The 13708-nt window shown below is 37.6% G+C and carries 12 protein-coding genes and 1 pseudogene; all 13 read right to left on the bottom strand.

Annotation, left to right across the window (positions count from 1 at the left end; all coding sequences use genetic code 11):
- Positions 1-5: 5 nt before the first annotated feature.
- The 13 genes and pseudogenes from xseA to AB3I42_RS01900 all read right to left on the bottom strand — a co-directional run bounded on the left by xseA (position 6) and on the right by AB3I42_RS01900 (position 13463).
- Entirely contained in the window at positions 6-1346 is a 1341-nt protein-coding gene (gene xseA, locus AB3I42_RS01960; protein WP_010738205.1) for an exodeoxyribonuclease VII large subunit, read from the bottom strand.
- On the bottom strand, positions 1347-2192 hold the full coding sequence (locus AB3I42_RS01955) for a bifunctional methylenetetrahydrofolate dehydrogenase/methenyltetrahydrofolate cyclohydrolase (RefSeq protein WP_010738206.1): 846 nt from the start codon (positions 2190-2192) through the stop codon (positions 1347-1349). It lies immediately after the preceding gene.
- A 94-nt stretch (positions 2193-2286) separates the two neighbouring features.
- The gene (nusB, locus tag AB3I42_RS01950) at positions 2287-2736 is read right to left on the bottom strand and encodes a transcription antitermination factor NusB (RefSeq protein ID WP_081123045.1); all 450 of its coding nucleotides are present in this window, start codon (positions 2734-2736) and stop codon (positions 2287-2289) included.
- On the bottom strand, positions 2729-3154 hold the full coding sequence (locus tag AB3I42_RS01945; protein WP_010719796.1) for an Asp23/Gls24 family envelope stress response protein: 426 nt from the start codon (positions 3152-3154) through the stop codon (positions 2729-2731). The genes nusB and AB3I42_RS01945 overlap by 8 nt, the downstream gene beginning before the upstream one ends.
- A 235-nt stretch (positions 3155-3389) precedes the next feature.
- Complete coding sequence (locus AB3I42_RS01940) at positions 3390-4454, bottom strand: Xaa-Pro peptidase family protein (protein WP_010719797.1); 1065 nt, start codon at positions 4452-4454, stop codon at positions 3390-3392.
- Between the two features lie 189 nt (positions 4455-4643).
- Positions 4644-4889, bottom strand: coding sequence for a GlsB/YeaQ/YmgE family stress response membrane protein (locus AB3I42_RS01935; protein WP_010719798.1), 246 nt, complete (start codon positions 4887-4889; stop codon positions 4644-4646).
- Positions 4890-5061: 172 nt separating this feature from the next.
- The gene (locus tag AB3I42_RS01930) at positions 5062-5436 is read right to left on the bottom strand and encodes a DUF956 family protein (protein WP_010719799.1); all 375 of its coding nucleotides are present in this window, start codon (positions 5434-5436) and stop codon (positions 5062-5064) included.
- 116 nt (positions 5437-5552) lie between these two features.
- Positions 5553-6467, bottom strand: a complete 915-nt coding sequence (locus AB3I42_RS01925; protein ID WP_010738207.1) for a PTS system mannose/fructose/sorbose family transporter subunit IID — start codon at positions 6465-6467, stop codon at positions 5553-5555.
- Between the two features lie 21 nt (positions 6468-6488).
- Complete coding sequence (locus AB3I42_RS01920; protein WP_010719801.1) at positions 6489-7292, bottom strand: PTS mannose/fructose/sorbose transporter subunit IIC; 804 nt, start codon at positions 7290-7292, stop codon at positions 6489-6491.
- A gap of 32 nt (positions 7293-7324) precedes the next feature.
- On the bottom strand, positions 7325-8314 hold the full coding sequence (locus AB3I42_RS01915) for a mannose/fructose/sorbose PTS transporter subunit IIA (protein ID WP_010719802.1): 990 nt from the start codon (positions 8312-8314) through the stop codon (positions 7325-7327).
- A 98-nt stretch (positions 8315-8412) separates the two neighbouring features.
- Complete coding sequence (locus tag AB3I42_RS01910; RefSeq protein WP_368022231.1) at positions 8413-8904, bottom strand: mannose/fructose/sorbose PTS transporter subunit IIB; 492 nt, start codon at positions 8902-8904, stop codon at positions 8413-8415.
- A 195-nt stretch (positions 8905-9099) separates the two neighbouring features.
- On the bottom strand, positions 9100-11925 hold the full coding sequence (locus AB3I42_RS01905; RefSeq protein ID WP_010719804.1) for a sigma 54-interacting transcriptional regulator: 2826 nt from the start codon (positions 11923-11925) through the stop codon (positions 9100-9102).
- A 441-nt stretch (positions 11926-12366) separates the two neighbouring features.
- Positions 12367-13463, bottom strand: a pseudogene (locus tag AB3I42_RS01900) (acyltransferase family protein).
- Between the last annotated feature and the right edge of the window lie 245 nt (positions 13464-13708).

Raw genomic sequence — 13708 nt, 5'->3', positions numbered from 1 at the left:
ATTGATCATTCTCCTTCTTCTACTTCTTGTACCGTAGCAATTACTTGTCCGTCTTGGTAATGGATCGTGATCGTATCCTCAGGCTTCATCTCTGTCACACTTTTCACGACACGACCTTCGATTGTTGTGTAATTGTATCCTCGCCCCATGATTTTCAACGGACTAAGCAAATCTAATGATTGAATCGCTTGTTGGAAACGTTGCTGCTGGCTCTGCATATATTGTTCCATTTTTTCAGCTAACCGCTTCTCTAAGTAGTCTGTTTCTTGCTTGGCAGATTTCACTCGATAAGTCGGTGCAACTTGTGCCAACTGATGGTTCAAGCGAACCGTTTGTTTTTCTTTCAAATGATAAATTTGTTGTGTCGCTTGGAACAAGCGCTGTTTGAACTGATCAAGCTTAATTGTTTGTCCTTCATACAGACGTTCCGGTTGACGGAAAACATATGATTGTTTTGCTCGTTCAAAACGTTCTTGTTTGCGTTGAATTTGACGCAAAAAGGCCTGTTCAAGCCTTGCTTGCCGTTCTTTCAGCTTCAACAATACTTCAGATAAAACAGGAACAGCTAATTCAGCTGCCGCCGTCGGTGTGGCTGCTCGTACATCTGCTGCTAAATCAGCAATAGTAGTATCCGTCTCATGCCCAACTGAAGAAATCACAGGTGTTCGTGCTTCAAAAATGGCACGTGCTACTCTTTCTTCATTAAATGGCCACAAGTCTTCAATCGATCCGCCGCCACGTCCAATGATCATCGTGTCGAAATCTCCCAGTTCTTCAACACGACGGATATTTTCAACGATATTGTCAGCTGCTTGATTTCCTTGCACCACCGTTGGGAATAGGACGAGTTGGGCGATGGGGTAACGTCTTTTGACAGTTGTGATGATATCTCGGATAACTGCACCACTTGGACTGGTCAAAACTGCAATTCTTTTTGGAAAACGTGGAAGAGCTTGCTTATGTTCCGGCTTAAAAAGACCTTCTTTTCGCAATTTTTCTTTTCGTTCTTCTAATTCTTGATATAGCGCTCCTACACCATCAGGTTCCATGTGTTCAACGTAAATCTGATAAGAACCAGAAGCTTCATAAAGAGAGATCCGTCCGACAACTAATACTTTCATCCCTTCTTTAGGTTGAAAACGTAATTTTTGAAATGCACCTTTGAACATGATTGCTGAGATTTTTGCATGGTCATCTTTTAAACTAAAATATTGATGTGCATTTGCTCTCAAACGAAAATTCGAGATTTCACCTGTTAAATAGACCCTTTCAAGATAAGGGTCTACATCAAATTTCCTTTTTAAATACTTGGTTAATGTGGTTACTGTTAAATATTCTTGTGTCATCTACTCACCTGCTTCAGCAGCCAGCACGGTTTGATACATCAGCATCGTAATCGTCATAGGTCCTACTCCTTTAGGCACTGGAGTGATATAGCTTGCTAAAGGTTCTACTTCATCAAATTTTACATCACCGATCAATTTCCCATGCTCATCACGATTCATACCAACATCGATCACCACTGCGCCTGGTTTGATAAATTCCTTAGTAACAAAATGGCCTCGCCCAATCGCTACGACTAAAATATCAGCTTCTTTTGCAAGTTCAGCAAGGTTAGCCGTTTTTGAATGAGCAATCGTTACTGTAGCATCTGCCATCAATAATAATTGTGCCATTGGTTTCCCTACAATATTGCTACGTCCGATCACCAGCGCCCGCTTCCCTGCCAAATTGATATCATAAGCTGCGAACATTTTCATGATGCCATATGGCGTACAAGGAATCTTATCGGGGTTACCAGCTAATAATCGTCCTAAATTCATTGGATGAAAACCATCTACATCTTTTTTAGGATCAATTGCTAATAAGACTTTTTCTTCATCAATGTGTTTTGGCAATGGCAACTGAACAAGAATCCCGTGAAAATTTGGGTCTTGATTATATTTTTCGATTTCAGCTAACAACGTTTCTTCAGAGATCGTGCTTGGGTAACGTTCAACTTTTGAATGGATCCCGATTGATTTTGCGGAACGTTCTTTATTACGTACATAAACCTGACTGGCTGGATTTTCTCCTACTAATAAAACGACCAATCCGGGGGAGATCGATTTTGTTTTTAATTCGCTCACTTTTATCGCAATCTCTGCTTGCATTTTTTCAGCTAGTTCTTTTCCATTAATCAATTCTGCCATACGATCACTCCCAGATTTTTTTGTGCTTTCATTCTACCATAGATAAACAAGCTTTTAGAACCTGTTTCCTTGTTTTCATAGAAAAAAGCTGGGACTATGCCCCAGCTTCAATCTCTTTTAAAACATTAGATAATACACCGTTGACAAACTTACGTGATTGATCATCACTAAAAGTTTTGGCTAATTCAATGGCTTCATTCAATGCGACTGCAAATGGTACATCTTCAATGTACTTCATTTCAAAGATGGCGATACGCAAGATGATCAAATCCATCTTAGAGATACGATTGATGCGCCAGTTTCCTTTGAGGTGCTTCTCAATGGTTTGGTCTAATTCGCCTTTTTTCGCACACACACCGCCAACCAATGTATCTAAATAAACAGGAACAAACTCTGACTCCTCTTCATTGATCATTTCTTTGTGATCCAACTCAATTGCATGGAAAATTGCGTCTTCTTTGGTCAAATCAGCATTAAAATCTAATGGAAATAATGCTTGTAAAGCCATTTCACGAATTTCGTGTCTTGATAATTCTTTATTCATTTTCTTCCTCTTCGTCTTCAAAAAGTTCTTCAATTGCTGGTTGTTCTAGTTTTTCCGGTACGACTGCTACCACATGAACATTGACTTCTGCTAAAGCAATGTCTGTCATGAAAAGAACTTGCTGATTCACGCGTTCTTGCATTTCCATCGCTACTCTGGGAACAGAAACCCCATATTCTAAATAGCAATAAAGATCTACTTTTAACCCATCTTCATCATTTACTAAATAGACACCTTTACCATGCGCTGCACGCCCTAATAATTCCGTTACGTTGCTGGCAAATGTTCCACGCATCCCATAAACGCCTTCTACTTTTGAAGCAGCGATACCAATAATCACTTCAATGACTTCTGGCGCAATGACAATTTCACCAAGCTCTTGAGTCGCATTCAAAACTAAATTTTTGTCCTCTGCCATTTTATCTATTCCTCCTTTTGCCTCTACACAGATTGTTGCCTACGAATGAACCGTTCTTTCACTTATTCTTCATTCGAAATGTATAAAGGTAAACTGTTCACTTGCCTATTTGAGAGTCTTTTTCTCAAACAAATTACGCTTTGTTTTCAAAGCTTGCTGTCTTCTATAGTGTATCATTAAATCAAGTGATTTTCTATAACAAAGTCTGAGTGAATGATGCTTTAGGCTACGCTCATCATAAAATAATCAACTCTTTTGGTGAATGCGTCAACACGCGATTTCCATCAGAAGTAATCAATAAATCATCTTCGATTCTAACGCCACCGATACCTGGTAAGTAAATGCCTGGTTCGTCGGTAATAATATTTCCTGGAACAAATTGTTTCTCAGCTCGAACTGAAACATTGGGTCCTTCATGGATCTCTAAGCCAATTCCATGTCCTGTTGAGTGTCCAAAAGCTTCGCCATAACCATGTTTCGTAATGTAATCTCTAGCTACAGCATCTAGTTGCTTACCGGTAACTCCTGGTTTAGCTACTTCCAGAACTGCTAGTTGGGCTTCAAGAACGATTTGATAAATTTCTTTTAATTGTTCTCCTGGGTCACCAATCGCAAATGTTCGTGTCATATCAGAAACATAACCTTCATAGTAGCATCCAAAATCTATTGTGATCAAATCGCCTTGTTCAATGATTTTTTTGCTAGCAACTCCATGTGGCATAGCTGACCGTAAACCACTAGCAACGATTGTTTCAAAAGAAACACCTGACGCTCCAAGTGAACGCATATAAAAATCTAATTGGTTGGCAACTTCGATCTCTGTCATTCCCGGTTGAATCATCTTGAGAATATGGTCATATGCCAAATCTGCAATACTACAAGCTTTTTCAATAATCGCAATTTCTTCTTCGTCTTTGATTTCTCGAAGTTCTTCAATCATGCCCGAAATAGGAATCAGTTGCGCATCAATGATCTCTTCTAATACCGAATATTCTAAGAAGGAAACAGTTGTTTCTTCAAAACCAAGTTCACGTAGTCCTTCTTTTTGAACTAAGTCAGCTACTTCTTCAAAAATCGGTCCTACATTTTTGATAATCTCAAATCCTTGAGCTTGAGCTGCTGCTTGCTCGGTATAACGAAAGTCAGTAATAAAAAAGGCTTTTTCCAATGTGATGACCGCTAAGCCTGTCGTACCAGTAAAATTAGTCAAATAACGAAGATTGTATGGACTAGTGATCAAAAATGAATCTAAATTTTCTTCTTGCATCTTTTTACGCAATTTTTCTACTCGTAGCATCATAAATGAAATTCCTTCTTTCTTTGCTCTCTTTTTTCTATTATAGCAAATTTTCTTTCTGACACAGCAGATAAAACAAATTTTCTTAATAAACTTAGTAAAACAAAAATAGTTAAGACAAATCAGTTTCAGATCTGCCTTAACTATTTACTTCTATCTGCAAAACTATTGGCTAAGCGTTAATCTATTTGATTATGATCGTTTCCCAAAAAAGAATGAAACAACTGCCACTAAAATAACTGCGCCTAAAATTGATGGAATAAGTGCCATACCAGCTGCATGTGGTCCCCAGTTACCAAAAATTGCTTGACCGATACTTGAACCAATCAATCCAGCAATGATATTTGTGATACAACCCATAGAATTTCCTTTACTGGTAATTGCTCCAGCAATGGCTCCGATGACTGCACCAACGATTAAAGTCCATATCCAACCCATACTAATAACCTCCTTCTTTACAGTTTCATTCTAGCATAGGAAAATTATTAGGAGCAAATGATTGAACCAGCGTTGAAGCTGACCTAGATAATGACACCGCACACAAAAGAAAAAGCGAAACACAAAACAAAACACGAATGACATGCTGCGAAGAGCATCCATTCGTGTTTTTCTACTTGCGTTTGAAGATACTTTTGACACCACGTTTCACTACATCAAAAAAGCTCAAGGATTGAACCATACGACTAGGATCTACGTATTTTCTGATAGCGCGAAGTACTTTTTTGGGTTCTTTAGAAGAAAATGTATATGTACCATTTTTCTTTGTTTGAATGGCATAGCGCGGAATCCATTTTCCTTTGAACATAACGGATGCGATGACGTAATCAATCTCTTCCCAAGGGATTTGAACAAATTTCCGAGTGTCTCTTGCATGATAAAATTCGAATCCTCGGTCTCCAATCATGATTTTCCCATAATCAGTCAAACCAGTAAACGCAGTGGCATCAATTACCAAATCAACTTTTGTATTGATTGATTGAACCATTTAATCACTCCTATTATTTTATCTATCTAGTATACTATCGTTTCAATGTTGAAATCTCAAGCAGCATCCACTTTTTGATAAAAAAAGCTCGGGGCTACGCCCGAGCTAGATTCTTATTATAAAAGACCAACAACATGGCCAACTACACCGACAACGAATAGACCTAAGATAATGACAATTGGAGAAACTTTTTTCTTCAATAACCACATGCATAGTAATGTCAATGCTAAAGCAGCTAACCCTGGGATCAATTGATCTAAGTTATCTTGTAAAGTTGTTACTTTTTCAGGACTAAGTGCTAGACCACTGTTTACTTGTTCAAAAGCACTCTTGATTCCTTCGCCACCAGCAGGTAATTTATCCCACTCAATGTAAGCACCTTTATCTAACTTAACAGTTGATACAACTGGCAAGAATTTAATCGATACCCACCGCTGTACTAAGGCGGCTAATACGAACATCCCTAAGATAGATGCACCTTTTGTTACGTCTTGCAATAATCCACCAGATAAATCATCTGTGATTTTAGAACCAGCTTTGTAACCAAATTCTTGTGTATACCACATGAATGACCAACGAATAATGTTCCAACCTAAGAAGAAGATGATTGGTCCAAGAATATTACCACCCATTGCTAGAGAAGCACCAAGAGCTCCTAACATCGGACGAACAGTAAACCAGAATACTGGGTCACCAACACCAGCAAGAGGTCCCATCATACCAACTTTAACCCCTTGGATCGCTACATCGTCAACAGGAGCGCCATTTGCGCGTTCTTCTTCTAATGCTAGCGTAACACCCAAGATAGGTGAAGCAATATATGGATGTGTGTTGAAAAATTCTAAGTGACGTTTAAGAGCTGCTGTGCGCTCTTCTTTCGTTTTGTATAATTTTTTGATTGCTGGGATCATTGAGAAAGCCCAACCACCATTTTGCATACGTTCATAGTTCCATGAACCTTGAATGAAGGTAGAACGCCATGCAACAGCTAAACGGTCTCTTTTAGATAAAGTAATTTTTTCTTCTGCCATTTTTATTTTCCTCCTTCAAGATTAATAGTCATTCAAAATGTCGCCTAGAGGGTCACCTGAGTTGCTTCCTCCGCCACCATTTGAAGAGCCTCCCATTTTAGAAAGGTTCAAGTAGATAAGAGCTAAAGCAACACCTAAAGCACCTAGGGCAATCAATGTTAATTGAGTAATTGCAGCTACAACAAAACCGATAACGAAGAATGGCCATACTTCTTTAGTTGCCATCATATTGATTACTAATGCGTAACCTACAGCAACAACCATTCCCCCACCAATAGCCATACCGTCTGTTAACCATGCAGGCATTGATTCTAAGAAAGATTGAACAGTTTGAGCTGGGATGAATAATAATGCTCCAGCAGGAATTGCAATACGGATACCTTGTAAACATACTGCAATGATGTGCCACATTTCAACTTTGCGGATGTTACCTTCTTCAGCAGCAGCATCCATCAAGTGAACGATAGGAACAGCGATTGTACGTACGATCATTGTTAAGAACAAACCAGCAACAGCAAGTGGTACTGCGATAGCAATAGCTGATGGAACGCCTCGAACACCTTGACCACCTAATACTAAAATAATTGCAGATGCAACTGATGCCAATGCAGCATCTGGTGCTACAGCAGCTCCGATATTTGCCCAGCCAAGAGCGATCATTTGAAGAGTACCACCTAATACGATACCTGCTTCAAGGTTACCTGTTACTAAACCTATTAATGTACATGCCACTAGAGGTTGATGAAATTGGAATTCATCCAGAATCCCTTCCATCCCTGCTAGAAAGGCAACGAATACGACTAAAATCATTGAAATAATAGACATGATAAGCCTCCTATAAATATTAGTTTTTTGAATTATGCTTTAGATAATTCAGACTTAGCTTTTTTAAGAATTTCATCCATATTGTCGCGAGAGTCATTTGGTACTTTACGTACATCAAATTTAACTCCTTTGCTTTCTAGTTTTTCAAACGCCTCTACGTCTTCAGGGCCCATTGATAAAACTTTACTTACGACAACTTTCCCAACTGAGTGGGCCATTGAACCTACGTTTAATTCTTGGATGTCAACGCCGCCTTCAACAGCTGTCAACACGTCTTCAGGATTTTCAAACAATAGCAAAGCTTTTGTATTCCCAAATCTTGGATCTTTAGCAACTTCGATCATTTTAGAAATTGGGATAACGTTTGCTTTAACCCCTGGAGGAGCAGCTTGTTCGATCAATTTCTTACGTAAATCATCTTTTGATACAGCATCTGAAACAACGATGATCCGATTTGGTTGAACAGCTTTTGTCCATGCAGTAGCAACTTGACCATGTAATAAACGTGAGTCAACACGTGCTAAAACATATTTAATCTTACCGTCGCCAACTACTGTTCCTTCAGGTAATGCACCTTTAGGTTGTCCATCAGAAACTTCTGCTTTTGGTGCTTCTTGTGGTTCAAGCTCTTCTGGCTTCACTTTCACACCATCTTTTGCTGTTTCAATGATATGTGCTGCAATTTCTTGAGCAGATTCCATTGAAAAACGTGACGCATAAGCTTCGATCAACATAGGCAAGTTCAAACCACTAACAATTGCCCATTTGTCTTTGTGTTCTTCAAACAATGTGTTTGATTGATTGAACGGTGTTCCGCCCCATAAATCAACTAAGAACAATACTTCGTCTTGATTATCAAAAGAAGCAACAGCCTCTTCTAATTTGGCTCTCAAGTCATCTGGACCTTCGCTTGGTTTTAAAATGACTGCTTTGACGTTTTCTTGTTCGCCAAAAATCATTGAACCTGATTGCAAGATACCTTCAGCAAATTGTCCATGACTTGCAAGGATAATCCCTACCATATTTATACCTCCTACTTCTTTTTGTTGTAACAAATCAAATATTAAAATAATTGCTAACCATTACAACAGATGAATTTGACCATTTTCCAACAACAATATTATGCCTTTTTGGCTTTTGCTAGTAATTCCATCAAAAGGATCTTTCTATCTGCGGGTACTTTGCGAATTTCTAATTCTACACCTTGCTGATTCAAGAATTGGAACGATGCAATATCTTTATGGTCGACTGACACAAAATTTGTAATCATCGTCTTCCCCTCAGAAAAACTCATCCCACCGATATTCAATGAATCCAGCTGTACACCACTTAAGACAATTTTCTCAACGTCTTGAGGATTAGTGAATAAAATCATCACTTTCGTCGTTGCTAGTAAACCGCTTTGATAAACTTGAATCATTTTTTTCACCGTGATCACATTTGCGATGATCCCCGGTGGAGCAGCTTCTTTTAAAAGAAACTTTCTCAATTTATCTTGGGCTACTGAATCACTAATAACAATGATGCGTTCCACGCCGGTCAATTTTGACCAGACCGTTGCAACTTGTCCATGGATCAAACGATCATCTATACGCGCTAACCGAATATCCATCAGCAAATCTCCTTTTGTTAAACTACTTCACAGAAACCCCTCTCATTTTCTGTGTGTATAACCATCTATTGGCACATTTATATAAAAGCAAGAACCGTGCCAACTTTTTATCAATACACTAAAGGGTTTTAAGGCGTTTCGAAGCAATACACAAAAAAGATACACTAATAACAGTGTATCTTTTTTGTGTATTTTTCATTTAGTGTATTCATTTTTTGCCAATTCATTACGAATCAGCTTTAATGAATAATAAACTTCAGATGAAGGTGTTTCAAATCTGATGGTCTTTTCCAACGGGGATAACAATTGTTGGATAGACGAAAACAATGGATCTTCCATCGCTTTTTCCAGTTCGTCTGATTCAACATTCAATGGCTCGTTTAATAAAATCCGTTCAATCATCCCCACTGTGTGTAAAACTAAATTGATTTTAAAACTATATCCATGATTCTCAATCGATAGCTTCTCAGACACTTGATCACTAAAATTCCATAAAGGATCAATCAATTTGGTTCCATTGATAAATGTAAAATTTTGTTCAATAAATTTCACACAAGTCTGTTTTGCAGTTTCTTCACTCAATGGCACTTCTTCTGTTTCATCTAATTCTGCCTCAAGCAATAATTGATCTAAAATCAACTCGATATTTTGATCGATAAACCGCTCCAATGGAATAAACGGCGCAGCAATCTGTGGATCTGTAATTCCAGTAGTCGCAATGACTTGGTAATTTTCAATTAATTTAGGCAATTCTTTTTCCAATTCTAAAACAGAGAGTGCCAAAACAGTCAACTCGACATCTTGCCGTTTACTTACAGAACGTTCGATCAATTCTTTGATTCGTTGTGCGGTTCCTTCACCAGATGCACAAATAGCTAAGATGGCTTTTTTTCTGAGTGCGGTCGGTTCAGGTGTTTTTTCCATCGAAATTTCTGCATAACCACGGAAATTTTTCAAGGAATCGTATAACATATCTAAATCCGTACCTAACACAGAAACTTTGCGAACCGTCTCTAATACCAAAGAGGTCGTCACCATGTCAACTGTCCGCACAGGAATTCCTGTATCTCGCTGAATCTGAGAATTAAATGAAGCAAGCGAACCCATATCCACTAATAAGATCGTTCCACTGCCTTCATCCACCTCTTGCACCATTCGTTCGATCCGACTAAGCGCCGTTTTAGGATCCATATCCAATGGCATATCGACCGCTCGTACATTGTCTGCATCTAATAATTGTTGGACCACTTGAACCATGCTGCTTGCTGTACTATTACCATGTGCTGCCACGACTACCCCAATACGACCGCTTGCTTGATTTGCCCTTAGCGACACAAGCAAGACAGTGAGATAGTAATCTTCGCTATCTGGAATCGTTACTTGGAAATACTCCTCAATATACTTTCTAACTTCTTTCGCTACTTCATATTCCACTGGAAAATCAATTGCCATTTCACGTATATTATCATTCGTATGGCGCTCTTCACCGATATTGATTCTTTTTAAAAAAGAACTGATATGCAGACTCATTGCGTAGATAAAATTTTGCTGAAACTCATATGGCAAGGCATTTTTTACCATTATATATATTTGATTGGTGACTTCGATGATTTTAGGATCAACAAACTCAGCTAGTTTATTATCGGCATTGAATGAGAATCCATGATCCTTGTAAAAAGATTTCAAATGGATGTTGATATCCGTTGAAATAAAATGATTGATGGCTTCTTGATCTAATCCGTCAGACTTTAATAGCGCTGCTTTGTCCCCAATAATGTCATAAAGATTATAGGGTAGTTCATAAGAATCAGATTGAATCTTCATGATTGTGTCGTTAGGGTACACCGTAATTTTGGGCTCCAATAGCTTCGATAGTTCGGACATCGCTACTCGATTACTTGCTAATTGGATCAATCCACTTCTAATCCCTTCCGTCAAATCATCGATCGTAATCGAAATTTCAGGAGAATTGATATGATTTAAAAAACCACGAGCGCAAATCAATTGGATATTCGATTTTAACTGACCGATGTTCCCATAGGTTACACTACCGATCAACGCTTTAACAACATCTTCAGTTAGCGAAATTTGCCGCTGGATACGGTTAGCTTCATGGGCGATCATAATTTTAACCAGGTCGATTTTTTCATTTGCAGGGCGTTTTTCAAAAGATGGCAACTTGATATTGATCGGTATTCTTCGAACAAATGTCTCTAATAGAGAAGAACCAGGGTCCTCAGTTGTCGCTCCCACGATCCGAACATTTGCTTCATGAGATTTTGTTGTTTCTCCTAATCGACTATAGGTACCATGATCCATGAAGTAAAAGATCATTTCTTGCCCTTCAGGTGGTAACCGGTGAATTTCATCTAGGAACAACATTCCTCCATCTGCTTGGTCAATGATTCCGGTTTTTTCCTCTTCTGCTCCAGTAAAAGCACCTTTGACATACCCAAACAAGTGACTCATCAATAATTCCGGGTTATTAGCGTAGTCGGCACAGTTAAAGACGATCAACTCGTTGTCTTCACTAATGACGTGATTGGCTTTGGCAAAATGAAACATCGCATGTGCAAAGTAGGTTTTCCCCGATCCAGTTGGTCCAGTGATCAAACAATTCAGACCTCTCGGCGGATATAAAATGGCGGCTTTCGCTTGCTCAACCGAGTTTTTCATACTCCCATTTGCGCCAATGATCTTAGCAAAAATATCTTTCGTATCAATCTGAATCCTTGCTTTTTCTACTGGTACTCTTTCTTCTTTATAGCTTATGACATGTTTGGCGGTCGGTTGTTCATAGGCAACATTTTTTTGATATATGTAACGTACAGGTCGTCCATCGGTTTTCAACAATTTTCCTTCACGTACCAACTGATTCAAATCTTTACTACTATTGGTCCGTTGAATTCCTAAAACCTCAGCTATCTCTTTCGTTGTGACCCCTTGATCATATTCAATCGGTTTTAGATGAGCCGTTTTTTCTTTGACATACGTATAAATTCGATCAATGCGCTTCGCCATTTGGTTTCGCCCCTTTTTCATTAACTGGCTTCAAAACATAATACTATAAATTTAATTCCATTTCGTCAACTATTTACAGTAAATATCTCTTATTAAAAGAAGTATTGACTGGATCAGCTACTCTTTGTCTCATTAGAATTATCCAAAAACGTCCCCTTCAACTTAAAGCTTTTCTTTAAAATGATCGGATCGAAGTGCTTGCGCCGATAAACCATTTTATCTATTGTAATGAAACACAGAAAAAAAAGCTCTCCTCTTAATCAACGAGAGAGAACTTTTTTCATTGAGTTTAGTTCATTGTTTATTCAATTTATTCTGTTTATTGAGTGCTCGGATAAACAATCACTTCCAATTCAATATTTTCTAGTGAACTTTTATTAACTCCGATCGTATAACCTAAACACTTGTCTTCTATAATAATACGCTCATCATACCATCTAATTATTCTTCATTTTTACTATCAAGTATGGTCAAAGTACGGTCATAAAAAAAGCTTTTAAAATACCCATTTCCTTTTACCGAATTATCTGTTTTTTCAGGAACATTAAAATAGAGAATTTTGTTTAACGGCTTATGAACCCACTCCATTCTGCACAAAAAGAAAATACATATAGTTACTATTAGAATCGTAATACTCTGCGGTAGACCAAAACTTTTAATAAACAAATCCAAATGAAGTTTATCATTCACTATTCTGACGATAGGTATATGCAACATATATATGATCAAGGATAATTCTCCAAAACTCGTAATAAACAGTCGTTTATTACTTATCAAAGCAACCAAACTACTGATTATAAGGAAGACTGCAATATAGTAAATAAATCGGAAAAAACCACCATAAAGACCTACTAATTCGCTTACATTCGCATAAGCATTTCTACCGGTCAAAAATCCCATCGTCAGTGAGGTGCCATATAACTTAAAATAAACGACAAAAAAACTTCCTGACAAAAGGAACAACGCGCACAACTTGATCTTAAAATTGTTTAGATAATTTGACATTTTTTGATAATCAATTAAGTATCCAGCATAAAAAATGGAAAGAAAGTTAAGATTCTTGAAGAACATAGAAAATCTCCCAAATTTGCATCATATCCTGCCAAACAACCAATTACAACAGCTATGCCTAGCACCCAGTATTTGTCATATCCATCAATAACCATGCTGATTAATTGAAAAGCAAAAATAGCAAAACAGTACCATGGCAGTCCGCTTTCTGTTAAAAAGGAAAAGCTTAAAGAACCTGAAGAGAGAAAAGTGCTAATCAAAAATATAATTTTTAAAATGAAAAACCATTTGAGATATCTAAAACTTTTTCGGAAATCTTTGTTGCGAATTGTATTCTTGCTGAATAGACCAGAAACAAAGATGAATGCTGGCATATGAAACATATATATCCAATAGTTAATTTTCATTAACAATTCGCTCTTTTGATTCGCCCGATCAATTAAATGACCTACTACAACCAGGAAAATTAATAAAGCCTTTAAATTGTCCCATTTGTACAAACGCTTTGAAACGTTATTTAAATTCATTTTTTCATTCATCACTCCTTTTTTAATCCTAGTATACAATACCACATTCACAAATAGTAGTGATTTTTTCCACTCATATATTGTTATACTTCAAACGGGAAACGTTTTTTATTTTTTTAACCGATCATTTAGAATGACGTTCGTTTTTTAATATGTAATTTCCATTTTAACTAATGATAAGCACAGGATTTTGAATAAAAAAGTAAAGAATGGTATTGATTTTTATGTTTAAGCACCTTTTTTGT

Source organism: Enterococcus sp. C53, assembly GCF_040887425.1.
Lineage (GTDB): Bacteria > Bacillota > Bacilli > Lactobacillales > Enterococcaceae > Enterococcus_B > Enterococcus_B hirae.
The sequence above is the reverse complement of the archived record's forward strand: the minus strand, read 5'-3'. Positions and strand labels throughout refer to the sequence as shown.